This window comes from Geodermatophilus sp. SYSU D01106 (genome assembly GCF_054049995.1).
Window position 1 is genome coordinate 72,778 of record NZ_JBJGYM010000004.1, and the last position, 22,212, is coordinate 94,989.

A 22,212-nucleotide genomic window follows, 5' to 3' on the forward strand; every position below is an offset into this window, starting at 1 on the left:
CGGGCCGGGCTCGAGCCGACCCCGGAGACCTGCGCCTCATGTGCGGCCTGCTGGCCTACCTGTCCACCGATGCCCCCCGGGTCGCCGAGACCCACGTCGACGACGTCCGCGAGGCGCTGCACTGCCTGCACCACCGCGGCCCCGACGACACCGCCGTCTGGTCCGACCAGCACGTCGTGCTCGGCTTCAACCGGCTGTCGATCATCGACGTCGAGGGCAGCCCCCAGCCCCTCCCCTACGCCGCGGACCGCTACCGGATCCTGTTCAACGGCGAGATCTACAACTACGTCGAGCTGCGCGAGGAGCTGCAGGCGGCCGGCGCGCAGCTGGCCACCCACGGCGACACCGAGACGATCGTCGCGGGCTACCACCTGTGGGGCCAGGACGTCGTCCGGCGGCTGCGCGGGATGTTCTCCTTCGTCATCTGGGACACCCAGACCCGCACCGCGTTCGGCGCCCGCGACCCGTTCGGCATCAAGCCCCTGTTCACCGCGCGCCTGGCCGACGGCGGGCTGGTCTTCAGCTCGGAGAAGAAGGCGCTGCTGCAGCTGCTCGGCGGCAGCGCCGCGGCCGGCGGCGTCGACCCGGCGTCGCTGCAGCACTACCTGACGCTGCAGTACGTGCCCGAGCCCGCGACGCTGCACCGCGGGATCCGCCGCATCGAGAGCGGTACCAGCTTCACCGTCGTCGACGGCGAGCTGGCCACCGCGCGCTACTTCCACCCGGCGTGGACGCCGCAGCCGGTGCCCGCCGGCCGCGAGCAGGACCTCTACGACCGCATCGCCGACGTCCTCGACGAGTCGGTGGCCAAGCACATGCGCGCCGACGTCACCGTCGGGTCGTTCCTCTCCAGCGGCATCGACTCCACGGCCATCGCCGCGCTCGCCCACCGCTACAACCCCGACCTGCTGACCTTCACGGTCGGCTTCCAGCGGCAGGCCCAGTCGGAGATCGAGATCGCCGCGGAGTCGGCGTCGATCCTCGGCGTCAAGCACGTGCCGGTCGAGGTGAGCGCCCAGCAGTTCGCCGACGCCATCCCCGAGGTGGTCTGGTACCTCGACGACCCGGTGGCCGACCCCGCGCTCGTGCCGCTGTACTTCGTGGCCCGCGAGGCCCGCAAGCACGTCAAGGTCGTGCTGTCCGGGGAGGGCGCCGACGAGCTGTTCGGCGGCTACACCATCTACCGCGAGCCGATCAGCCTGGCCTGGGCGTCGGGGCTGCCGCCGGCCGCCCGCCGCGCCATGGCGCGCATCGCCGGCCTGCTGCCCGAGGGCGTGCGCGGTCAGGACCTGCTGCGCCGCGCCGCCACGCCGCTGGAGCAGCGGTACTACGGCAACGCCCGCAACATGCGCGACGACGAGCTCGCCGCCCTGCTGCCCGGGCGTGACCCCGACCTGTCGCACGTCGCGGTCACCGAGGACCTCTACCGGCGCACCCGCGAGGCCGGCTACGACGACGTGACGGCGATGCAGTACGTCGACCTGTTCACCTGGCTGCGCGGCGACATCCTGGTCAAGGCCGACAAGATGACGATGGCCAACTCGCTGGAGCTGCGGGTGCCCTTCCTCGACCCCGAGGTGTTCGCCGTGGCGAGCTCCATCCCGGTCGAGCAGCGGGTGCCGCGGCGCGGGGACGCCACCAAGTACGCGCTGCGCCAGGCGATGCGGCAGATCGTGCCCCCGCGGATCATGAACCGGCGCAAGCTCGGCTTCCCCGTCCCGACGGCGGAGTTCCTCGCCGGGCCGCTGCACGAGTGGGCCCGCGACGTCGTGACGAGCAGCCAGACCCAGCAGTGGCTCGACCGCGACGTCGTCCTCGGCCTGCTCGACCGGCTGCGCGCCGAGGAGGTGCCGAGCAAGCGGGTCGCCCGTCAGCTGTGGTCGGTGCTGGTCTTCATGGTGTGGCACGGGATCTTCGTCGAGGAGCGGATCGTCGTCGACGTCCCGGAGACGGTCTACCCCGTCAAGCTCTGAGGAACGACAGCGGCGCCCGTCCCCTGCCGGGGACGGGCGCCGCTGTCGCGTTCAGGCGTGGGTGCTCAGGAGAAGGAGTCACCGCACGCGCAGGAGCCCTGCGCGTTGGGGTTGTCGATCGTGAAGCCCTGCTTCTCGATGGTGTCGACGAAGTCGATCACCGCGCCGCCCAGGTACGGGCCGCTCATCCGGTCGACGATGACCTCGACGCCGCCGAACTCGTACGTCTGGTCGCCGTCGAGGAACCGCTCGTCGAAGAAGAGCTGGTAGCGCAGGCCGGAGCAGCCGCCGGGCTGGACGGCGATGCGCAGACGCAGGTCGTCGCGGCCCTCCTGGTCCAGCAGCGCCTTGACCTTCGAGGCGGCCGGGTCGCTGAGCAGCACGCCGGTACTGCCGGCGGTCTCGGTGTCCTGCACCGTCATGTTCTGTCCTCCCACATCCGAGGGCGTCCGTTGCGGCACTCCCTGCAGCGGACCAACACCGCCGTGGCGGGTCGTCTTCCCACTGTACGGCGCGCGGCCGCGAGGACCAGTGTCGTGAGCGGACGCACGTAGACTCGTCTGCCGTGAAGCTCCGCCTGCCCGGGCGCCGGGACCGCGCCGCCGAGACCGCCCCGGACACCTCCGCCGACCTGACCGGGCAGCTGGTCAAGGCCGGCGGCAAGGGCCGCCCCACGCCCAAGCGCCACGAGGCGCAGGGCCGCCGTCCCGGTCCCCCGCCGCCGCCTCCGACCACCCGCAAGGAGGCCTACGCCCGCACGCGCCAGCAGCAGGCGCAGCGCCGGGCGGAGACCCGCGCCGGCATGGCCCGCGGCGACGACGACTACCTGCCCGCGCGCGACCGCGGCCCGGTCCGCCGGCTGGTGCGCGACCTCGTCGACTCCCGCCGCAACGCCGGCAGCTTCTTCCTGCCGGTCGCCGCGCTGGTCCTGGTGGGCTACTTCATCCCGAACCCGGCGGTGCAGAACTACACCGTCTTCGTCTGGTTCCTGTTCTTCCTGGTGATCATCGTCGACTCGGTGTTCCTCGGCCGGAAGATCAAGAAGACGGTGGCGGCCCGCTTCCCCGGGCAGCCGCAGCGGATGAAGGGGCTGGTCTGGTACGGCGTCAGCCGCGCCACGATGGTCCGCCGCTGGCGGTTCCCCAAGCCGGAGGTCGCGGTCGGCGCCGAGGTGTGAGGTCGGCCGGCGCCGCCTAGCGTCGGGGCACGTGGAGTACCGACGCCTCGGCCGTTCCGGCCTGACCATCTCCGAGATCGCCTACGGCAACTGGCTCACCCACGGTGGCCAGGTCGAGGAGGACGCCGCGCAGGCCTGCGTGCACGCGGCCCTCGACGCCGGCATCACGACCTTCGACACCGCCGACGTCTACGCCGGCACCCGCGCCGAGGCGGTCCTCGGCCGGGCCCTCGCCGGCCAGCGGCGCGAGGGCCTGGAGATCTTCACCAAGGTCTACTGGCCGACCGGCCCCGGCCCGAACGACCGCGGGCTGGGCCGCAAGCACATCACCGAGAGCTGCGAGGCGTCGCTGCGGCGCCTGCAGACCGACCACATCGACCTCTACCAGGCCCACCGCTACGACGCGACGGTGCCGCTCGAGGAGACGATGACCGCCTTCGCCGACCTGGTGCGGGCGGGCAAGGTCCTCTACCTCGGCGTCTCGGAGTGGCGGGCCGAGGAGATCGCCGCCGGCGCCGCCCTCGCCCGCGACCTCGGCGTCCAGCTCATCAGCAGCCAGCCGCAGTACTCGATGCTGTGGCGGGTCATCGAGGACGAGGTCGTGCCGACGTCGCAGCGCGAGGGCGTCTCGCAGATCGTCTGGTCGCCGCTGGCGCAGGGCGTGCTCACCGGCAAGTACCGGCCCGGCGAGGAGCCGCCGGCCGGCAGCCGGGCGACCGACCCGGAGGCCGGGCGCTTCCTCAAGCAGTTCATGACCGACGAGGTGCTCACCCGGGTGCAGGGCCTGCGCCCGGTCGCCGACGACCTCGGCCTGTCCATGGCGCAGCTCGCGGTGGCGTGGGTGCTGCAGAACGAGAACGTCGCCGCCGCCATCATCGGCGCCACCCGCCCGGAGCAGGTGCACGACAACGTGAAGGCGGCCGGCGTGCGGCTCGAGGCCGACGTCCTGGCGCGCATCGACGAGGTGCTCGGCGACGTCGTCGAGCGCGACCCGGCCAAGACCGCCCGCGGCTGACCGGCGGGCCTGGACCTCGACCTCAGGTCGAGGTCCAGGCCCGGCCTCCCCCGCTCAGGCCGGCTCGAGGCCCATCGGTCCGTAGGCCCGCGTGTCGCCGTCGAACAGGCTCACCGCGACCACGCCCCGGCCGAGCAGGTCGCGCCAGTTCTCCCCCAGCCACGACTCGGCGTCGCCCTGGTTGTCCGACGGGGGCACCTCGACGCCGAGCGCGGCCGGGTCCAGCGTCGCGCCGTCGCGGCCCTCCAGCCGCCAGGTCCAGCTCATGCGGCCAGGCTAGTGACGGCACGCCGGTCGTGTCCGGGGTGTGACCGGAGCGCGGGTTACGCGCCCGACGGCGGGGGCATGGGGGCGGGGACCGATCCCGCCCCACGGAGGACCGATGACCGCCCCGACCGCGGGGGGCGCCTCGCGCGCCACCCCACCGCCCCCTCCGGCCGAGGACACCTCGACCGGCCAGCTGATCAGCCAGCTGACCGAGCAGGTCTCGCGCCTCGTGCGCGACGAAGCGCGGCTCGCCCAGGCCGAGATGACCCAGAAGGCCAAGCGGCTCGGCGTCGGCGCCGGACTGTTCGGCGGCGCCGGGCTCTTCGGCTTCCTCGGGCTGTGCGTGCTCGTCGCCACGGCCGTGCTGGCCCTCGACGTCGTGCTGCCCGCGTGGCTGGCCGCGCTGATCGTCGCCGTCGTCCTGTTCGCCGTGGCCGGCGTGCTGGCGCTGATCGGCAAGAAGGACGTGCAGCAGGGCACCCCGCCGGTGCCGACCGAGGCGATCGCCAGCACCAAGGCCGACATCGCGACCGTGAAGGAGAACGCGCGCCGATGAGCACCCCCAGCGATGCCAGCAGGTCCGGTGCCGGCGGGTCCGACCCCGCCGCGTCCGGTCCGTCCGACCCGGACGCCATCAAGGCCGAGATCGAGGCCACCCGCGAGCAGCTCGGCCGCACGGTCGACGAGCTCAGCCACCGGCTCGACGTGCCGGCGCGCGCCAAGGAGGGCGCCGCCCGCGCCCGCGACACCGCCGTCGAGACCTACCGGGAGAGCCCGCCGGCCGTGGCCGGCGCCGGTGCGGCGCTCGCCGGTCTCGTCGGGCTGGTCGTGTGGCGCCGCCGGCGCAAGCGGCGCCGGGCCGCGGCCGCCTCGACCGGCACCTCCGCCGCGCTCGCCGAGGCCCGCGCCGAGACCCGCCGGGCGCGCCGGCGGGCAGACCGCGAGGCCGCGCGGGCCCGGAAGGCGATCGCACGGAGCACGAAGCGGACCAAGCGCACGGCGCGGAGGACGGCGAGGAGGGCACGGAAGTGAGCAGCAAGGGCGCGAAGCTGGTCTACCGCCCGGTGGGCCTGGCCGGCGGTGTGCTGGCCGGCCTCATCAGCGGCACCATCTTCAAGCAGGTGTGGAAGCGGGTGTCCGGCGAGGAGGACGCGCCCAGTGCCCTGCAGAGCGAGTACCGGATGCGGGAGGTGGTCCTCGCCGCCGCCATCCAGGGCGCGCTGTTCGCCGCCACCAAGGCCGCGATCGACCGCGCGGGCGCGCGGGGCTTCACCAAGCTGACCGGCAACTGGCCGGGCGACTGACGCAGGCACCACCGAGCAGAGGGGGCGGCGAGATGGCCGGGACCAGGCAGCGCGACAGCGCCGTCGACCGGATCCGGGAGCGGGTCGAGGAGAAGGCGGCCCGGCGGGCGGCCGCACGCGCGGCCGAGGAGCGCGCCGCCCGCGGCGAGCAGCGGGGGGACCCCGGCGCCGTCCCGCCGGGCGGCCCCTCCGCCGAGCGGCTGCCCGGCGTCCACGCCGACTCGCCCACGGAGATCCCGGCGCGCGGCTGGAAGCAGGTCGTCAAGCGGGCCTGGGCGGAGCACAACGCCGACAACATGCCGATCATCGCCGGCGGTGTCGCGTTCTTCGCCTTCCTGGCGATCTTCCCGGCGCTGATCGCCACCATCTCGATCTACGGGCTGGTCGCCTCGCCGGAGACCGTCGCCCAGCAGGTCGAGGACCTCTCCGCCCAGCTGCCCGACGAGGCCGCGAGCCTCATCGGCGACCAGCTGACCGCGATCACCCAGAACAGCGGCGGCGCGCTGTCGATCGGCCTGGCGATCTCGGTGCTCGCCGCGCTGTGGTCCGCGTCGGGCGGGACCGGCAACGTCGTCTCGGCGGTCAACATCGCGTACGACGAGGTCGAGACCCGCTCGTTCGTCAAGCGCAAGGCGCTGGCCCTCGGGCTCACGCTCGGCGCCATCGTGTTCGTGCTGGTCACCTTCACGCTGGTCGCCGTCGTCCCGGCCGTGCTCGACGCGCTGCCGCTCGGCGTGGTCGGGACGGTGCTGGCGCAGGTGCTGCGGTGGGTGCTGCTGCTCGGCGTCTTCGCGGGCTCGCTCGCGGTGCTGTACCGCGTCGCGCCCGACCGCGACGCCCCGCAGCTGAAGTGGGTGAGCCTCGGCGCGATCGTCGTGACGGTCATCTGGGCGCTGGTCAGCCTGGGCTTCAGCTTCTACGTCAACAACTTCGGGTCCTACGACAAGACCTACGGCACGATCGCCGGCGTCATCGTCCTGATGCTGTGGCTGTACCTGACCTGCTACCTGGTGCTGCTCGGCGCGGAGATCAACTCCGAGGCCGAGCACCAGACGGCGGAGGACACCACGCAGGGCCCGCCGGTGCCGATGGGCGAGCGCAACGCCACGATGGCCGACGAGCTGCCCGACCCGCCGGAGCCGACCAAGGAGTCGAAGCAGAAGGCCTGAGCGCCGGCCCGGCTCGACCCGGGGGCGGTCGCGCCTACCGGACGTGCGAGGGCACGAACGGCGGCCTGACGACCTCGACCGGCTGGGGGCGCCCGCGCACGTCGACGGCGAGCGCGGCGCCCTCGGCCGGGGAGGCCGCGGTGTCGAGCAGGGCGAGGGCGATGCCGGTGCGCAGGCTCGGTGAGAAGGTCCCGCTGGTGACCTCGCCGACCCGCGCGCCGTCGGTGTCGAGGACCGCCATGCCCGGGCGGGGGATGCCCCGGCCCGGGGCGCGCAGGCCCCACAGCAGGCGGGCCGGCCCGGTCGCCCGCTCGGCCAGCAGCGCCTCGCGGCCCCAGAACGTGGGCTTGCGCCAGCCCACGGCCCAGCCGCTGCGCGCCTGCACGGGGGTGATCGACCGCGACAGCTCGTGACCGTGCAGCGGGTAGCCCATCTCGGTGCGCAGGGTGTCGCGCGCGCCCAGCCCGCAGGGGCGCATGCCCTCGGCGGCGCCGGCCTCCAGCAGCCGGTCCCACAGCTCCCCGGCGCGCTCGGTGGCCACCAGCAGCTCGTAGCCGTGCTCGCCGGTGTAGCCGGTCCGGCAGACCGTGACCTCCTGCCCCTCGCCGCCGGCGAACGCCATGTAGGCCAGATCCGCGGCCAGCCCCGCGGCGGCCAGGACGGCCGGGGAGCGCGGCCCCTGGACGGCGAGGACGGCGACCTCCTCGTGCCGGTCGGTGACGGTCACCCCGGCGGGGGCGGCGTCGGCGAGCCGCGCCAGCACCTCCTGCGCGTTGGCGGCGTTGGGGACCAGCAGGACGTCGTCCGGGCCGTGCAGGTAGACGATCAGGTCGTCGACGACGCCGCCGGCGTCGGCCTCCCCGTCGGGGACGCAGCACAGCGTGTACTGCGCCTGGCCCGGCCCGATGCGGGAGAGGTCGTTGGTCAGGCAGGCGTCGACGAACGCGGCGGCGCCCGGCCCGCGGACCGTGCCGGTGCCCAGGTGGGAGACGTCGAAGAGCCCGGCCGCCTCGCGCACCGCCGCGTGCTCGGCGAGCACGCCGCCGCCGGCGTACTCGATGGGCATCGACCAGCCGCCGAAGTCGGCCAGCTTGGCGCCGGCCGCGAGGTGCCGGTCGTGCAGGGGCGAGGTCCGGGGGCTCACGCCCGGAACCGTAGCGACGCCGGCCCGGCCGCTCCTTCGCAGTCCTCAGGACCGCGGCGCGGGCGGGCCCTACGATCGTCGGGTGCCGCCGACGATCACCGCCACCGACCGCCCGCTCGAGAAGACGCCCGCCGACGCCGTCGTCGTCGGCGTCGGGAAGGGCAGCTCGGGGCTGCTGCCCACGCCCGGCGCGGAGGCCGTCGACCGGCTGCTCGGCGGCCGGCTGCTGCCCGCGCTGGCCGACCTCGGCGCCCGCGGGGGCGAGGACGAGGTCACCAGGGTCGCGAGCCTCGGCCAGGGCCCCTTCCCCGTCGTGGCGGCCGTGGGCCTCGGCGCCCCGCAGGCCGGCGGTGGCTGGTCGCCCGAGGCGCTGCGCCGCGCGGCCGGTGCCGCCAGCCGGGCGCTGACCGGGCGGTCCTCGGTGGTCACGCTGCTCGCCGCCGTCGGGGGCACCCCGGACGCCGAGCGCCTGCACGCGGTGGGCGAGGGCTCGCTGCTCGGCGCCTACGAGTTCACCGCCTACCGCTCCGACCTCCCCGCCGACCGGCCGGCGCCGCCGCGCGAGTTCACCGTGGTCGTCCCCGACGCCGGCGCGGCCAAGGCCCCGCTCACGCGGGTGCGGGCGGTCGCCGACGCGGTCGCCCTGGTCCGCGACCTGGTGAACACCCCGCCCAACGACCTCTACCCCGCCGAGCTCGCCGCCCGCGGCGCGGCCGCCGGCAAGGCCGCGGGCCTGTCGGTGGAGGTGCTCGACGAGGCGCAGCTGGCCGCCGGCGGCTACGGCGGCGTGCTGGCGGTCGGCGGCGGCTCCGCCCGCGGCCCGCGCCTGCTGCGGCTGACCTACAACGGCAAGAAGGCCCGCAAGAAGGTCGCCCTCGTCGGCAAGGGCATCACCTTCGACAGCGGCGGCCTGTCGATCAAGCCCGCCGCCAACATGCACCACATGACCAGCGACATGGCCGGCGCGGCCGCCGTGATCGCCACCGTCTGCCTGGTCGCGCAGCTGGGCCTCCCGGTCGACGTCACGGCCACCGTGCCGATCGCGGAGAACCTGCCCGGCGGCAGCGCCTACCGCCCGGCCGACGTCGTGACCTTCCGCAACGGCAAGAAGGCCGAGATCACCAACACCGACGCCGAGGGCCGCGTCGTGCTCGCCGACGCCATCGCCCGCGCCGCCGAGGACTCCCCCGACGTGCTGTTCGAGACCTCCACGCTCACCGGCGCCCAGCTGGTCGCGCTGGGGTCCCGCACGGCCGGCGTGATGGGCAGCGACCACCTGCGCGACGCCGTCGTGGCCGCCAGCCGGCGCAGCGGCGAGCCGATGTGGCCGATGCCGATGCCGGAGGAGCTCCGCCGGGGCATCGACTCCCCCGTCGCCGACTTCGTCAACGCCAACGCCGACCGCATGGGCGGCATGCTCGTGGGCGCCCACTTCCTCGCCGAGTTCGTCCCGGCCGGGCTGCCGTGGGCGCACATCGACATCGCCGGGCCGAGCTACAACACCGGCGCGCCCTGGGGATACACGCCCAAGGGCGGCACCGGCGTCCCGGTCCGCACGCTGCTGGCCGCGATCGAGGACCTCGTCGCCGGCTGACCCGGGCCGGCCGGGTCCCCGGCCGGCCCCCACGGCGCGTCCGGGACCGCCCCGCCCTCGGACTGCGGCGCCGCACGGAGTGGCAGGATGGATCCGGACCATCCCCCACCCACTCGAGCGGGGGAACCCGAGAACCTCGAGGAGCACGTCGTGAGCGCACCCACCACCCCTGCCGACCTGGTCATCCTCGGCGGTGGCTCGGGTGGCTACGCCGCCGCGCTGCGGGCGGCGGAGCTGGGCCTGTCGGTCGTCCTGATCGAGAAGGACAAGGTCGGCGGCACCTGCCTGCACCGCGGCTGCATCCCGACCAAGGCGCTGCTGCACGCCGGCGAGGTCGCCGACCTGGCCCGCGAGGGCGAGCAGTTCGGCGTGAAGACCTCCCTGGCCGGCATCGACATGGACGGCGTCAACTCCTACAAGGACGGCGTCGTCTCCCGCCTCTACAAGGGCCTGCAGGGCCTGATCAAGAGCCGGAAGATCACCTACGTCGAGGGCGAGGGCCGGCTGGTCTCCCCCACCGCGGTGTCGGTGAACGGGCAGACCTACGAGGGCCGCCACGTCCTGCTGGCCACCGGTTCCTACTCCCGCACCATCCCCGGCGTCGAGCTCGACGGCGTCCGCGTCATCGACAGCGAGCAGGCTCTCGGCCTCGACCGCGTCCCGACCTCGGCGATCATCCTCGGCGGCGGCGTCATCGGCTGCGAGTTCGCCAGCGCCTGGAAGTCCTTCGGCGTCGACGTCACGATCATCGAGGGCCTCAAGCACCTCGTCCCGCTCGAGGACGAGAGCTCCTCGAAGCTGCTCGAGCGCGCCTTCCGCCGCCGGAAGATCAACTTCGAGCTCGGCAACATGGTGTCCTCGGTGCAGTCCACCGAGAACGGCGTCAAGGTCAGCCTGCAGAACGGCAAGGAGTTCGAGGCCGAGATCGTCCTCGTGGCCATCGGCCGCGGGCCGGTCAGCCAGGGCCTCGGCTACGAGGAGGCCGGCGTCGCCATGGAGCGCGGCTACGTCCTCGTCGACGGCTACTGCCAGACCAACGTCCCGACCATCTCCGCCGTCGGCGACCTGATCCCCACCCTGCAGCTGGCCCACGTCGGCTTCGGCGAGGGCATCCTCGTCGCCGAGCGCCTCGCCGGCCTCCCGGTCGTGCCGATCGACTACGCCGGCGTCCCCCGGGTCACCTACTCCGACCCCGAGGTCGCCTCCGTCGGCCTCACCGAGGTGCAGGCGCGCGAGAAGTACGGCGACGTCGAGACCCTCGTCTACGACCTCGGCGGCAACGGCCGCAGCCAGATCCTCAAGACCCAGGGCGCCGTCAAGCTGATCCGCCAGAAGGACGGCCCGGTCGTGGGCGTCCACATGGTCGGCAGCCGCGTCGGCGAGCTGGTCGCCGAGGCGCAGCTCATCTTCAACTGGGAGGCCCTGCCCGACGAGGTCGCCTCCCTCATCCACCCGCACCCGACGCAGAGCGAGGCCATCGGCGAGGCCCACCTGGCCCTCGCCGGCAAGCCGCTGCACGCCCACAGCTGACGCCGCACCCCGCGCCGCCGCCCGACCTCTCCCCCACCCGCGCCACCCCGAAGGAGCCCTCTCCCGATGCCGACCTCCGTCACCATGCCCGCCCTGGGCGAGAGCGTCACCGAGGGCACGGTCACCCGCTGGCTCAAGCAGGAGGGTGAGCAGGTCGAGGTCGACGAGCCCCTCCTCGAGGTCTCCACCGACAAGGTCGACACCGAGATCCCGTCCCCCGCGGCGGGCGTCCTCACCAAGATCCTGGTGGCGGAGGACGAGACCGTGGACGTGGGCGCGGAGCTCGCCGTCATCGGCGGGGAGGGCGACGGCGGCGGCGCAGGTGGGCCGGCGTCGGCCGAGGACGCCGACTCGACGCCGCAGACCCCCGACGAGCAGGTCGAGGACGCGGGCCCCGGCCCGTCCGAGGCGCCGGCCCCGGCCGCCGAGGCGCCCGCCCCCGACGCCGGCCAGGGCGGGAGCCAGGGCGGCCAGGGTGGTGGCGAGGGGACGCCGGTCACCATGCCGGCGCTCGGCGAGAGCGTCACCGAGGGCACCGTCACCCGCTGGCTCAAGGCCGTCGGCGACGAGGTCACCGCCGACGAGCCGCTGCTCGAGGTCTCCACCGACAAGGTCGACACCGAGATCCCGGCTCCGGTCTCCGGCACCCTGCTGGAGATCACCGTCAACGAGGACGAGACCGTCGACGTCGGCGCGCAGCTCGCGGTGATCGGCAGCGCCTCGTCCGGCGGTGGCGCCCCCGCGCCGGCCCAGCAGGCCCCGGCCCAGGAGCAGGCCCCGGCCCAGCAGGACACCCCGGTCACCCAGCCGGCGGCACCCCGTCAGGAGCCGCCCGCCGAGGCGCCCCCCGGCCCCCCGCCGTCGGTCCCCGCGGGCGCCGACTACGGCTCCGGGGCGGCCGAGACCGTCGCCGAGCAGCAGCAGACGCCGCCCACCCAGCCCGCTCCCGCGCCGGCGCAGCAGCAGGCCCCGGCTCAGCAGCAGGAGCCGGCGCAGCCGTCCGCGCCGGCCCCGGCCGACGGCAGCGGCACCTACGTCACCCCGCTGGTCCGGCGCCTGGCCGCCGAGCACGGCGTGGACCTCACCTCGGTGACCGGCACCGGCGTCGGCGGCCGCATCCGCAAGCAGGACGTCCTGGCCGCCGCGGAGGCGGCCGCGGCTCCGGCTCCGGCCGCCGCTCCCGCCGCGCCGTCGGCCCCGGCCGCCGCCGGTCGTCCCGCCGCCCCGTCCCCGGCCGCCCAGCCGGACCCGGCGCTGCGCGGCCGCACCGAGAAGATGTCGCGCCTGCGCGGCGTCATCGCCCGCCGGATGGTCGAGTCGCTCGCGATCAGCGCGCAGCTGACCACGGTCGTCGAGGTCGACGTCACCCGGATCGCCAAGCTCCGCGACCGTGCCAAGCGGGACTTCGAGACCCGCGAGGGCGCCAAGCTCTCGTTCCTGCCGTTCTTCGCCAAGGCGGCCGTCGAGGCGCTCAAGGCCCACCCTGCCGTGAACTCCTCGGTGGACATGGAGGCCGGCACGGTCACCTACCACGACACCGAGAACCTCGGCGTCGCGGTGGACACCGAGCGCGGACTGCTGGTGCCGGTCATCCACGGTGCCGGCGACCTGAGCATCGGCGGCCTGGCGCGCAAGATCGCCGACCTGGCCGAGCGGACCCGGATCAACAAGGTCACGCCCGACGAGCTCGGCGGCGGCACGTTCACGCTGACCAACACCGGCAGCCGCGGCGCCCTGTTCGACACCCCGATCATCAACCAGCCGCAGGTGGCGATCCTGGGTACCGGCTCGGTGGTCAAGCGCCCGGTCGTCGTCCAGGACCCCGACCTCGGCGAGGTGATCGCGGTCCGGTCGATGGTCTACCTGGCCCTCACCTACGACCACCGGATCGTCGACGGCGCCGACGCCGCCCGCTTCCTGGGCACCGTCAAGGAGCGCCTGGAGGCCGGCCAGTTCGAGGGCGAGCTCGGCCTCGCCTGATGTCCCCCGGGGGGGGGGGGGGGGGGGGGGGGGGGGGGGGGGGGGGGGGGGGGGGGGGGGGGGGTGGGCGGGGGGGGGGGGGGGGGGGGCGGGGGGGCTGGGGGCCCCGGCGCACGCGCCGGGGCCCGACCGCTTCCGTGCCAGGGGGGACGAGGAGCGTCATGAAGATCGCTGTCACCGGGGCCTCGGGCCTCATCGGCTCGGCGCTGGTCCCCGCCCTGCGCGAGGACGGCCACGAGGTCATCCGTTTGGTCCGGCGCACCCCGCGCACGGCCGACGAGCACCGCTGGGACCCCCAGCACCGGCGCATCGACGCGGCGGTTCTGGCCGACGTCGACGCCGTGGTCAACCTGGCCGGCACGCCGATCCGGCCGCGTCCGTTCACCGCGTCCTACAAGCGGGACCTGCTCGCCAGCCGGGTCGACAGCACCACCACCGTCAGCGAGGCGCTGGCCACCGCGGCCGCCGCGGACCCCTCGCGGCCGCGGGTGCTGCTGTCGGCGTCGGCGGTCGGCTACTACGGCGACACCGGTGACCGCGTCACCGACGAGCAGGCGCCGCCCGGGGACGACTTCCTCGCCCGCGTCTGCGTCGAGTGGGAGGCCGCCACCCGCCCGGCCGCGGACGCCGGCGTGCGGGTGGTGACCCTGCGGACGGGCCTGGTCATCGACCGCGGCGCGATGCTCGTGCGGATCCTCGGCACCGTCTTCCGCCTCGGCCTGGGCGGGCGGATGGGGTCGGGCCGGCAGTACTGGCCCTGGGTCGGCCTCGCCGACGAGATCGGCGCCATCCGGTTCCTGCTCACCGCCGACGGCGTCCGCGGGCCGGTCAACCTGACCGGGCCCGAGCCGGTGCCCAACGCCGAGTTCGTCCGGGAACTGGCCGCCGCCGTGCGCCGGCCCGCCGTCCTGCCGGTGCCGGCGTTCGCCATCCGCGCCGGCCTGGGCGAGTTCGGCCGGTCGAGCGTGCTCGCGGGCCAGCGGGCGGTCCCGGCCGCGCTGCAGGCCGCCGGGTACCGCTTCACGCACGCCACGCTGTCCTCCGCCCTGCAGCAGGCACTCGCCCGGCGCTGATCGGCTCACGCCAGCCGCCCCGCCGAGCCGATCCGCCAGCCCTCCGGGCCGGGGACCAGCACCATCGCGACCTCCGCCGGCGCCCGCCCGGGCTCGGTGCGCAGGGCCGGACCGCCGGGGTCGGCCGCGGGCACGACGGTGTAGGCCGGCCAGGAGTCGACGAGGCCCACCCGCACCTGCCCGTCCGCGGCGGGCGGCCCGGCGACCTCCACGCCGGTGACGGCCGGCTCGAAGCCGCGCAGCGCCTCGCCGGCCGCGGCCAGCGCGGCGAGGGAGGCGCGGTCGGCGGCGAGGAGCGGGCTGTCGGCGGTGTAGACGCCGTCGAGCAGGGCCGTGTCGCCGGTGGTGAAGGCCTCCGCGCGGCGGTCGTAGAGGGCGACGAGCACCGCCGTCCAGTCCGTCGCCTCGGGCGCCGGGGTGGGCTCCGGAGTGGGCTCCGGGTCCGGGAGGACCGGCTCGGGGAAGACCGGCGCGGGGGTCGGGAGACCCGTGTCCGGCGCGGGCTCCGGGGCGGCCGTCGCCGTCGCGGTCGCCGGTGCGCTGGCCGTGGCGGCCGCTGCCGCCTCCGCCGGGAGCGGTGCCGCGCCCGGTCCGGACCGCGACCACAGCAGGCCGCCCCAGACGGCGACGCCGACGAGCAGCGCCGTGCCGACGGCGGCCGCGGCGCGGCGGAGCACCGCCGCCGAGGGCCGGCGCCGGCCACGCGCCGGCGGCACCTCCCGTGGCGCGGGGCGCCGGTGCCGGCCGGGCACCTGGTGGGTGAGCTCCGTGCGCGGCCCCGTGCCGGCATCGGCGAGGTCGGCGTCCGGGACCCCGGCCGCGGGCAGCCGGACGGGCTCGGGCCGGCAGGCGTGCCGCAGGTCGAGGGCGAACGCGGCGGCCGAGCCCCGGGCGTGCGGATCGGCCGACAGCCCGCGGGCGACCACCTCGAGGAGCGCGGGCGGGCAGCCGGGCGCCAGGGCGGCGAGGTCGGGCAGCTCCCCCGCCGCCGCGACGTCGAGGGTGTCGGCCGGGGTGGCGGCGTTCCACGGCGGCACCCCGGTGAGGGCGTGGAAGGCCGCCGCCGCCACGCCGAAGACGTCGGAGGCCGGGCCGGGTGCACCCCCGCGGGCGACCGCCGGGTCGACGTAGGCCGGCGTGACCTCCCCGGCCGCCTCCTCGCCGAGCACCCGGGCCACACCGAGGTCGGTGAGCACCGGCCGCCCCTCCGCGGTGAAGACGACGTTGCCCGGCGAGAGGTCGCCGTGCACCACTCCGTCCTCGTGCGCGCGGGCGAGCGCCGCGGCGACCGGCGCCAGCGCGGTGACGACCTCCCCGGGCCGCAGCCGCCCACGTCGGGCCAGCAGTGCGGCCAGGCTGCCGCCCTCCAGCAGGTCGAGGACGAGTGCCACCCGGGCCGGTCCGCCCCGCCGCGGCTGGTGCACCACCTCGTGCAGCCGGACCAGGTGCGGGTGGTCCAGCGCACCGAGCAGGGCGGCCTCGCGCGCCTGCCGGGCGGCATCGCCCGCGACGAGGACCTTGACCGCCACCGGCGGGCCGCCGCCGCGCGGCCGGGCGCGCCAGACCTCACCCGACCCGCCCCGGCCGAGCAGCCGGTCGAGCAGGTAGCCGGGCACGACGGGCGGCAGCGGGCACTCGTCATCGGGAGGCGCGGACACGGCCGGGACGGTAGGTCCCGCGGCGTCCCGCCCGCTCCGGCCGTCCACAGGCCGGGATGCCGTCCACAGCCCGCCCGGCCGACGGGTGCCGCGGCCGTGCTGCGCCTAGGTTCGGGCCATGCCGCTCCCTGCTCGTGCCGAGGTCGTCGTGGTCGGCGCGGGCCTGGCCGGCCTGTCGGTGGCCACCCGGCTGGCCGCCGCCGGGGTCGACGTCCACGTGCTCGAGGCCGCCGCGCACGTCGGGGGGCGGCTGGCCACCGAGCGGGTCGACGGGTTCGTGGTCGACCGCGGGTTCCAGGTGTTCAACACCGGCTACCCGCGGGCCGCCGACCTCGACCTGCCCGCCCTGGACCTCGGGTACTTCGTGCCCGGCGCGGTGGTCCGGGTGGACGGCGCGGCGCACCGGGTCGCCGACCCGCGGCGCCGGCCGGGCGCGGCGCTCGACACCCTGCGCGCGCCGATCGGGTCGCTGCCGCAGAAGGCGGCCATCGCCGCGTTCTCCGCCCGGGCCGGGTACTGGCCGGTCCGGCGGCTGCTCGGCGCCCGGGAGACCTCGGCGGCCGGGCACCTGCGGCAGGCCGGGGTGGGCACCGCGGCGCTCGAGCGCTTCTTCGGCCCGTTCCTCGCCGGTGTGCTGCTCGAGGACCGGCTGGAGACCTCCAGCCGCTACCTCGACCTGCTGTGGCGGAGCTTCGCCCGCGGCGCCACCGGGCTGCCCGCGGCGGGCATCCAGGCGATCGGTGAGCAGCTCGCCCGCCGGGTCGGCAGCGACCGGGTGCACACCGGCGTCCGAGTGGAGGCGGCCACCGGCGACGGCGTCACCAGCGACGCCGGTCCGGTGCGGGCCGACGCCGTCGTCGTGGCCACCGACCCCGGCACCGCCACCCGGCTGGTCCCCGCGGTCGAGGCGTCCGCGCCGCGGCAGGTCACCACGCACTACCACGTGCTGCCGTCCTCGCCCTGGACGGAGCCGCTCATCGTCCTGGGCACCCCGGGCGGGCGGCTGGTCAACAGCGTCGTACTCAGCGACGCGCAGCCCGCCTACTCCCCCGACGGGCGGGCCCTCGTCGCGAGCAACAGCCTCGCCCCCACCCGCGAGGCCGACGTGCGCGACGAGGTGGCCCGGCTGCACGACGTCGCCGCCGCCGACCTGGCGCACCTGACCACCGTGACGGTGACCGGCGCCCAGCCCGCCGCCCTGCCGCCGTTGCGTCACCTCCGCCCGGTCGACCTCGGCGGCGGGCTGTACGTGTGCGGCGACCACCGCGACACCCCGTCCATCCAGGGCGCCATGGCCAGCGGCCGCCGCACCGCCGCCGCCGTCCTGCGCGCGCTGCGGCCGGGCACCGCCGGAGCCGCCTGATGGCCGCCACCGCACCGACCGTCCTGGCCACGAGCATCGGCTTCGACTCCCGCGGCCGCGGTCCCTCCGACTGGGCGCCCGGTCCCGTCTTCGACCTCGCCGCCGAGCTCGCCGGGGCGCCGGAGCGGCCGCGGCTGTGCTGGCTCGGCACCGCCACCGGCGACGACCCGGCGCGCCTGGCCGGCGTGTACGGCGCCTTCGCGGGCAGCCGGGTGCAGGTCAGCCACCTGAGCCTCTTCCCGATGCCCACGGTCGCCGACGTTCGGGCGCACCTGCTGGCGCAGGACGTCGTCTGGGTGGGCGGGGGCAGCGTCGCGAACCTGCTCGCGGTGTGGCGGGCGCACGGGCTCGACGAGGTGTTCCGCGAGGTGTGGGAGGCGGGCGTCGTGCTGGGCGGGGTGTCGGCGGGGTCGCTGTGCTGGCACGTCGGCGGCACCACCGACTCCTTCGGCCCCGACCTGCGCCCGGTGACGAACGGCCTGGGGCTCATCCCCACGTCCAACGGCGTCCACCACGACTCCGAGGAGCAGCGCCGCCCGCTGTACCACCGGCTGGTGGCCGACGGCACGCTTCCGGCCGGGCACGCCACCGACGACGGCGTCGGCCTGGTCTACCGGGGCACCGACCTGGTGGAGGCCGTGGCCGACCGGCCGGGGAAGGCCGCCTACCGGGTGGAGCGGGGGCCCGACGGCGGTGCCGTCGAGACCCGGGTCGAGCCGCGCCGGCTGCGGTGAGCGCGGGCATAGGCTGGGTGGCGTGACCGAACTGCGCGTCGTCCGGGCCGGCACCGTCCCCTACGAGGAGGCGTGGGCACGCCAGCGCGAGATCCACGCCGCGCGCGTGGCCGGGGAGGGCCCCGACACGCTGCTGCTGCTCGAGCACCCGTCGGTCTACACCGCCGGCCGGCGCACCGAGCCGCACGAGCGCCCGTTCGACGGCACCCCGGTCGTCGACGTCGACCGCGGCGGCAAGATCACCTGGCACGGGCCCGGCCAGCTGGTCGGCTACCCGATCGTCGCCCTGCCCGACCCGGTCGACGTCGTCGCGCACGTGCGGCGCCTCGAGGACGCGCTGATGGAGGTCTGCGCCGGCCTCGGCGTGAGCACGCAGCGGGTCGAGGGACGCAGCGGCGTCTGGATGGCCGCCGACCCGCCCGGCCCGGACAGCCGGCACCGCCCCGAGCGCAAGATCGCCGCGATCGGCGTGCGCGTGGCGCGCGGCGTGACCATGCACGGGTTCGCGCTCAACTGCGACCCCGACCTGGGCGCGTTCGGCGCCATCGTCCCGTGCGGCATCGCCGACGCCGGCGTCACGTCGCTCACCGCGGAGCTCGGCCGCGACGTCCCCGTCGCCGAGGTCGTCGACGCCGTCGAGGACGCGGTGCGCCGCGTGCTCACCCTCGCCCCGGCCGTCTGACCGCCGTGGCCGGCCTGCCGCAGAGCAGCACCTACGTCAACCTCATCACGTTCCGCCGCACCGGCGAGGCCGTCCCCACCCCGGTGTGGGCCGCGCCCGACGGCGACCGGCTCGTCGTCTGCACCCGCGCCGACTCCGGCAAGGTCAAGCGCCTGCGGCACACCGCCCGGGTCACCGTGGCGCCGTGCGACGTCCGCGGCCGCACCACCGGCGAGCCCGTCGAGGCCACCGCCGTCCTGCTCGAGCCGCACGAGTGGCGGCAGGCGCGGGCCGCCCTGGCGCGGCGCTACGGCTGGCAGTGGAGGGTCTCCTACGCCAGCTCGAAGCTCTGGCAGCGGGTCACCCGACCCGGCATCCAGCGACACGCGATGATCCGCGTCCGCCCCGCCTGAGCCGGGGACGGCCCGCCCCGTCCCGCCCGGGCCGGAGCCCGGGCGGGACGGACGGTCAGCCGACGACGAAGTTGACCAGCCGGCCCGGGACGGCGATCACGCGCCGCACCGTCTTGTCCGCCAGCTGCGCGGCCACCCGCTCGTCGGCCCGCGCGGCCGCCTCGAGCGCTGCGGCGTCGGCGTCGGCCGGCACGTCGACCTGCGCGCGCACCTTCCCGTTGACCTGCACGGCCACCTGCACGGTGTCCTCGGCCAGCCAGCGCTCGTCGGCGACCGGGAACGGCGCCCACGCCACCGAGTCGGCGTGCCCCAGCCGGGCCCACAGCTCCTCGGCCAGGTGCGGCGCCAGCGGCGCCACCAGCAGCACCAGCGGCTCGGCCACCTCCCGCGGCACCGGCGAGTCGGCGCCGTAGGCCGCGGTCAGCGCGTTGGTCAGCTCCGCGACCCGGGCGATCGCGACGTTGAACCGCAGCGTGGCCATGCCGTCGCGCACGCCGGCGATCGCCCTGTGCAGCGCCCGCAGCTCGTCGTCGCCGGGGGCGGCGTCGGCGGCCCGGACGGCGCCGGTCTGCTCGTCGACGACGACCCGCCAGATCCGCTGCAGCAGCCGCTGCGAGCCGACGACCGCCTTGGTGTCCCACGGCCGCGACTGCTCCAGCGGGCCGGTGGACATCTCGTACACCCGGAAGGTGTCGGCGCCGTAGGCCCCGATCATCTCGTCGGGCGTGACCATGTTCTTCAGCGACTTGCCGATCTTGCCGTACTCGCGGTTGACCGGCCTGCCCTCGTAGAGGAAGCGCCCGTCCTGCTCGACGACGTCGGCCGCGGGCACGTAGAAGCCGCGCTCGTCGGTGTAGGCGTAGGCGGAGATGTAGCCCTGGTTGACCAGCCGGCGGAACGGCTCCTCGCTGGAGACGTAGCCCAGGTCGTGCAGCACCTTGTGCCAGAACCGCGCGTACAGCAGGTGCAGCACCGCGTGCTCCATGCCGCCGACGTAGAGGTCCACGCCGCCGACGTCGCCGGGCGTCCGCGGGCCCATCCAGTAGCGCTCCAGCTCCGGGTCGACCATCTGCGTGTCGTCGCCCGGGTCGATGTAGCGCAGGTAGTACCAGCACGAGCCCGCCCAGTTGGGCATCGTGTTGGTCTCGCGGCGGTAGGGCTTCAGGCCGTCGCCCAGGTCCAGCTCGACCGTCGTCCACTCGGCCACCCGCGACAGCGGGGGCTCGGGCGCGGAGTCGGCGTCGTCGTCGGCGAAGGTCTTGGGCGAGTAGTCGTCGACCTCGGGCAGCAGCACCGGCAGCAGCGACTCCGGCACCGCCCGCGGCAGGCCGTCGGCGTCGTAGACGACCGGGAACGGCTCGCCCCAGTAGCGCTGCCGGCTGAACAGCCAGTCGCGCAGCTTGTAGGTGGTCGTCGCCTCGCCGTGCCCGGCGGACACCAGCCACGCGGTCATCCGGGCGATGGCGTCGGCCTTGTCGGTCAGCCCGTCCAGCGAGACCTGCTCGTTCGACGAGTTGATCATCGGCCCGCTGCCGGTGTACGCGCCGCCGTCGAAGTCGGCGGGCGGCTGCACGGTGCGGACGACGGGCAGGCCGAAGGCCTCGGCGAACTCCCAGTCCCGGGTGTCCTCGCCCGGCACGGCCATGATCGCGCCGGTGCCGTAGCCGGTCAGGACGTAGTCGGCGATGAAGACCGGCAGCGCGCGGCCGGTCACCGGGTTGACGGCGGTGACGCCCAGCCAGACGCCAGTCTTCTCCCGGCTCTCGTTCTGCCGGTCCAGCTCCGAGCGCCGCGAGGCCTGCCGCTGGTACTCGCGCACCGCCTCGGCCGGGGTGGCCGCGCCGCCGGTCCAGCGCGGGTCGGTGCCGTCGGGCCACGCCCGCGCGGTGAGCGTCTCCACCAGCGGGTGCTCGGGCGCCAGCACCATGTACGTGGCCCCGAACAGCGTGTCGGGACGGGTGGTGAACACCTCGATCGTCTCGGCTGAGTCGTCCGCCCGCCCCGCCGCCCCGACGGCGAAGCGGATCCGCGCACCGGTCGACCGGCCGATCCAGTTGCGCTGCATCTGCTTGACCGAGTCCGACCAGTCCAGCCGGTCCAGGTCGGCCAGCAGCCGCTCGGCGTACGCGGTGATCCGCATCATCCACTGGGTCAGCGGGCGCCGGAACACCGGGAAGTTGCCGCGCTCGGAGCGCCCGTCGGGCGTGACCTCCTCGTTGGACAGCACCGTGCCCAGGCCCGGGCACCAGTTCACCGGCGCCTCGTGCCGGTAGGCCAGCCGGTGCGCGTCGACGACCTGCCGCTTCTCGACGTCGGACAGCTCCGCCCACGGCCGGCCCGACGGGTTGGTGCCCGGGGCGGGCGAGCGGGTGCCGGCGTCCAGCTCGGCCACCAGCTCCTCCACCGGGCGGGCGCGGCCGGCCTCCTCGTCGAACCAGGCGCCGAAGATCTTCAGGAAGATCCACTGCGTCCACCGGTAGTAGCCGGGGTCGATCGTGGCGAAGGTGCGGCGCTCGTCGTGGTCGACGCCCAGCCGGCGCAGCTGCGCCCGGATCGCCGCGATGTTGGCCTCGGTGGTGATCCGCGGGTGCTGCCCGGTCTGCACGGCGTACTGCTCGGCGGGCAGGCCGAAGGCGTCGTAGCCCATCGGGTGCAGCACGTTGTCGCCGTCCATGCGGCGGAACCGGCTGGTGACGTCGGTGCCCAGGTAGCCCAGGGGGTGCCCGACGTGCAGGCCCGCGCCCGAGGGGTACGGGAACATGTCCATGATGAAGGTCTTGGGCCGGTCGGCGACGCGGTCGAAGCCCTCGGACAGCCGGCCCGTCGGGTTGGGCGTGTGGAAGGTGCCCTCGCGCTCCCACCTGTCCTGCCACTCCAGCTCGATCCGCTGCGCCAGCGCGGGCGTGTAGCGGTGCGGCGGGACGCCCTCGTCCGCAGGCTCGGTGGTGGGCTGGCTCGCCGTCTGGCTCATCGCGGTGCTCCCGGGGTCATCCGTCGGCGGACATGAAAAAACCCCTCACGCAGGAGGGGTCGCCGTGCTGACTGGTGCTTCAGGTCAGCACGGCCGGAGAAGCAGGCGCCCGCCGGTCACTCCCCCAGCCTAGCGCGACGCCGCGACTCACCCGGAGGGGTCGGACCGGCGGTGCCCGGGTGCATG

General features: G+C 75.6%; 20 protein-coding genes. 15 read left to right on the forward strand and 5 right to left on the reverse strand.

Annotation, left to right across the window (positions count from 1 at the left end; all coding sequences use genetic code 11):
* Positions 1-38: 38 nt before the first annotated feature.
* Positions 39-1,973 (forward strand): asparagine synthase (glutamine-hydrolyzing), encoded by a 1,935-nt coding sequence (gene asnB, locus ACI78R_RS05770; protein ID WP_457039946.1) that lies wholly within the window; start codon positions 39-41, stop codon positions 1,971-1,973.
* Between the two features lie 65 nt (positions 1,974-2,038).
* Here the strand turns inward: asnB and ACI78R_RS05775 are convergent, their stop codons facing one another.
* A complete protein-coding gene (locus ACI78R_RS05775; protein ID WP_073422353.1) occupies positions 2,039-2,395 on the reverse strand; it encodes a HesB/IscA family protein in 357 nt (118 codons plus the stop codon).
* Between the two features lie 143 nt (positions 2,396-2,538).
* Between ACI78R_RS05775 and ACI78R_RS05780 the strand changes: the two genes are divergently transcribed.
* Together ACI78R_RS05780 and ACI78R_RS05785 are read left to right on the forward strand one after the other, a co-directional pair.
* Positions 2,539-3,150 carry a DUF3043 domain-containing protein gene (locus ACI78R_RS05780; protein ID WP_336029832.1) on the forward strand — a complete coding sequence of 204 codons (612 nt, stop codon included), beginning with the start codon at positions 2,539-2,541 and terminating at the stop codon, positions 3,148-3,150.
* A 31-nt stretch (positions 3,151-3,181) separates the two neighbouring features.
* Positions 3,182-4,165: an aldo/keto reductase family protein gene (locus tag ACI78R_RS05785; protein WP_073422351.1), complete on the forward strand. Its 984-nt coding sequence runs from the start codon at positions 3,182-3,184 to the stop codon at positions 4,163-4,165.
* A gap of 54 nt (positions 4,166-4,219) precedes the next feature.
* Here the strand turns inward: ACI78R_RS05785 and ACI78R_RS05790 are convergent, their stop codons facing one another.
* Positions 4,220-4,432, reverse strand: a complete 213-nt coding sequence (locus ACI78R_RS05790; protein WP_073422350.1) for a hypothetical protein — start codon at positions 4,430-4,432, stop codon at positions 4,220-4,222.
* Positions 4,433-4,547: 115 nt separating this feature from the next.
* Between ACI78R_RS05790 and ACI78R_RS05795 the strand changes: the two genes are divergently transcribed.
* From ACI78R_RS05795 to ACI78R_RS05810, 4 genes are read left to right on the forward strand one after another with little or no spacing between them, the layout of a single operon-like run.
* The gene (locus ACI78R_RS05795) at positions 4,548-4,988 is read left to right on the forward strand and encodes a phage holin family protein (RefSeq protein ID WP_073422349.1); all 441 of its coding nucleotides are present in this window, start codon (positions 4,548-4,550) and stop codon (positions 4,986-4,988) included.
* Positions 4,985-5,464 carry a DUF3618 domain-containing protein gene (locus tag ACI78R_RS05800; RefSeq protein ID WP_073422348.1) on the forward strand — a complete coding sequence of 160 codons (480 nt, stop codon included), beginning with the start codon at positions 4,985-4,987 and terminating at the stop codon, positions 5,462-5,464. The genes ACI78R_RS05795 and ACI78R_RS05800 overlap by 4 nt, the downstream gene beginning before the upstream one ends.
* Positions 5,461-5,736 (forward strand): DUF4235 domain-containing protein, encoded by a 276-nt coding sequence (locus tag ACI78R_RS05805; RefSeq protein ID WP_073422347.1) that lies wholly within the window; start codon positions 5,461-5,463, stop codon positions 5,734-5,736. Before ACI78R_RS05800 ends, ACI78R_RS05805 begins: the two co-directional genes overlap by 4 nt.
* 32 nt (positions 5,737-5,768) lie before the next feature.
* On the forward strand, positions 5,769-6,905 hold the full coding sequence (locus ACI78R_RS05810; RefSeq protein WP_457039947.1) for a YihY/virulence factor BrkB family protein: 1,137 nt from the start codon (positions 5,769-5,771) through the stop codon (positions 6,903-6,905).
* Between the two features lie 34 nt (positions 6,906-6,939).
* Here the strand turns inward: ACI78R_RS05810 and gcvT are convergent, their stop codons facing one another.
* Positions 6,940-8,049, reverse strand: a complete 1,110-nt coding sequence (gene gcvT / locus ACI78R_RS05815; RefSeq protein ID WP_457039948.1) for a glycine cleavage system aminomethyltransferase GcvT — start codon at positions 8,047-8,049, stop codon at positions 6,940-6,942.
* An 82-nt stretch (positions 8,050-8,131) separates the two neighbouring features.
* Here gcvT and ACI78R_RS05820 point away from each other — a divergent pair, with 82 nt between their 5' ends.
* The 4 genes from ACI78R_RS05820 (at position 8,132) to ACI78R_RS05835 (ending at position 14,226) form a co-directional block, all read left to right on the forward strand.
* Positions 8,132-9,643, forward strand: coding sequence for a leucyl aminopeptidase (locus tag ACI78R_RS05820; protein WP_457039949.1), 1,512 nt, complete (start codon positions 8,132-8,134; stop codon positions 9,641-9,643).
* A 150-nt stretch (positions 9,644-9,793) separates the two neighbouring features.
* Entirely contained in the window at positions 9,794-11,173 is a 1,380-nt protein-coding gene (gene lpdA, locus ACI78R_RS05825; RefSeq protein WP_217651341.1) for a dihydrolipoyl dehydrogenase, read from the forward strand.
* A 66-nt stretch (positions 11,174-11,239) separates the two neighbouring features.
* Positions 11,240-13,153, forward strand: a complete 1,914-nt coding sequence (sucB, locus tag ACI78R_RS05830) for a 2-oxoglutarate dehydrogenase, E2 component, dihydrolipoamide succinyltransferase (protein WP_457039950.1) — start codon at positions 11,240-11,242, stop codon at positions 13,151-13,153.
* Positions 13,154-13,314: 161 nt separating this feature from the next.
* Positions 13,315-14,226, forward strand: a complete 912-nt coding sequence (locus tag ACI78R_RS05835; protein ID WP_457039951.1) for a TIGR01777 family oxidoreductase — start codon at positions 13,315-13,317, stop codon at positions 14,224-14,226.
* Between the two features lie 5 nt (positions 14,227-14,231).
* Here the strand turns inward: ACI78R_RS05835 and ACI78R_RS05840 are convergent, their stop codons facing one another.
* On the reverse strand, positions 14,232-15,884 hold the full coding sequence (locus ACI78R_RS05840; RefSeq protein WP_457039952.1) for a serine/threonine-protein kinase: 1,653 nt from the start codon (positions 15,882-15,884) through the stop codon (positions 14,232-14,234).
* A gap of 118 nt (positions 15,885-16,002) precedes the next feature.
* On the opposite strand from ACI78R_RS05840, the gene ACI78R_RS05845 reads away from it, so the two are divergent.
* Genes ACI78R_RS05845 through ACI78R_RS05860 form a run of 4 tightly spaced genes read left to right on the forward strand, consistent with a single transcriptional unit; the run spans position 16,003 to position 19,055 of the window.
* On the forward strand, positions 16,003-17,247 hold the full coding sequence (locus ACI78R_RS05845) for an NAD(P)/FAD-dependent oxidoreductase (protein ID WP_457039953.1): 1,245 nt from the start codon (positions 16,003-16,005) through the stop codon (positions 17,245-17,247).
* Positions 17,247-17,981: a Type 1 glutamine amidotransferase-like domain-containing protein gene (locus tag ACI78R_RS05850; protein WP_457039954.1), complete on the forward strand. Its 735-nt coding sequence runs from the start codon at positions 17,247-17,249 to the stop codon at positions 17,979-17,981. Before ACI78R_RS05845 ends, ACI78R_RS05850 begins: the two co-directional genes overlap by 1 nt.
* Positions 17,982-18,003: 22 nt before the next feature.
* Positions 18,004-18,663 carry a lipoyl(octanoyl) transferase LipB gene (gene lipB / locus ACI78R_RS05855; RefSeq protein WP_457039955.1) on the forward strand — a complete coding sequence of 220 codons (660 nt, stop codon included), beginning with the start codon at positions 18,004-18,006 and terminating at the stop codon, positions 18,661-18,663.
* A gap of 5 nt (positions 18,664-18,668) precedes the next feature.
* Complete coding sequence (locus tag ACI78R_RS05860; RefSeq protein WP_457039956.1) at positions 18,669-19,055, forward strand: PPOX class F420-dependent oxidoreductase; 387 nt, start codon at positions 18,669-18,671, stop codon at positions 19,053-19,055.
* A 55-nt stretch (positions 19,056-19,110) separates the two neighbouring features.
* On the opposite strand, the gene leuS is transcribed toward ACI78R_RS05860, so the two are convergent.
* A complete protein-coding gene (gene leuS, locus ACI78R_RS05865) occupies positions 19,111-22,026 on the reverse strand; it encodes a leucine--tRNA ligase (protein ID WP_457039957.1) in 2,916 nt (971 codons plus the stop codon).
* Positions 22,027-22,212: the final 186 nt, after the last annotated feature.

Bases quoted from the DNA above. Each gene is read 5' to 3' on its own strand.
- asnB (WP_457039946.1), top strand. From the start codon at position 39: ATGTGCGGCCTGCTGGCCTACCTGTCCACCGATGCCCCCCGGGTCGCC.
- ACI78R_RS05775 (WP_073422353.1), bottom strand. From the start codon at position 2,395: ATGACGGTGCAGGACACCGAGACCGCCGGCAGTACCGGCGTGCTGCTC.
- ACI78R_RS05790 (WP_073422350.1), bottom strand. From the start codon at position 4,432: ATGAGCTGGACCTGGCGGCTGGAGGGCCGCGACGGCGCGACGCTGGAC.
- ACI78R_RS05795 (WP_073422349.1), top strand. From the start codon at position 4,548: ATGACCGCCCCGACCGCGGGGGGCGCCTCGCGCGCCACCCCACCGCCC.
- ACI78R_RS05800 (WP_073422348.1), top strand. From the start codon at position 4,985: ATGAGCACCCCCAGCGATGCCAGCAGGTCCGGTGCCGGCGGGTCCGAC.
- ACI78R_RS05810 (WP_457039947.1), top strand. From the start codon at position 5,769: ATGGCCGGGACCAGGCAGCGCGACAGCGCCGTCGACCGGATCCGGGAG.
- sucB (WP_457039950.1), top strand. From the start codon at position 11,240: ATGCCGACCTCCGTCACCATGCCCGCCCTGGGCGAGAGCGTCACCGAG.
- ACI78R_RS05835 (WP_457039951.1), top strand. From the start codon at position 13,315: ATGAAGATCGCTGTCACCGGGGCCTCGGGCCTCATCGGCTCGGCGCTG.
- ACI78R_RS05845 (WP_457039953.1), top strand. From the start codon at position 16,003: ATGCCGCTCCCTGCTCGTGCCGAGGTCGTCGTGGTCGGCGCGGGCCTG.
- ACI78R_RS05850 (WP_457039954.1), top strand. From the start codon at position 17,247: ATGGCCGCCACCGCACCGACCGTCCTGGCCACGAGCATCGGCTTCGAC.
- leuS (WP_457039957.1), bottom strand. From the start codon at position 22,026: ATGAGCCAGACGGCGAGCCAGCCCACCACCGAGCCTGCGGACGAGGGC.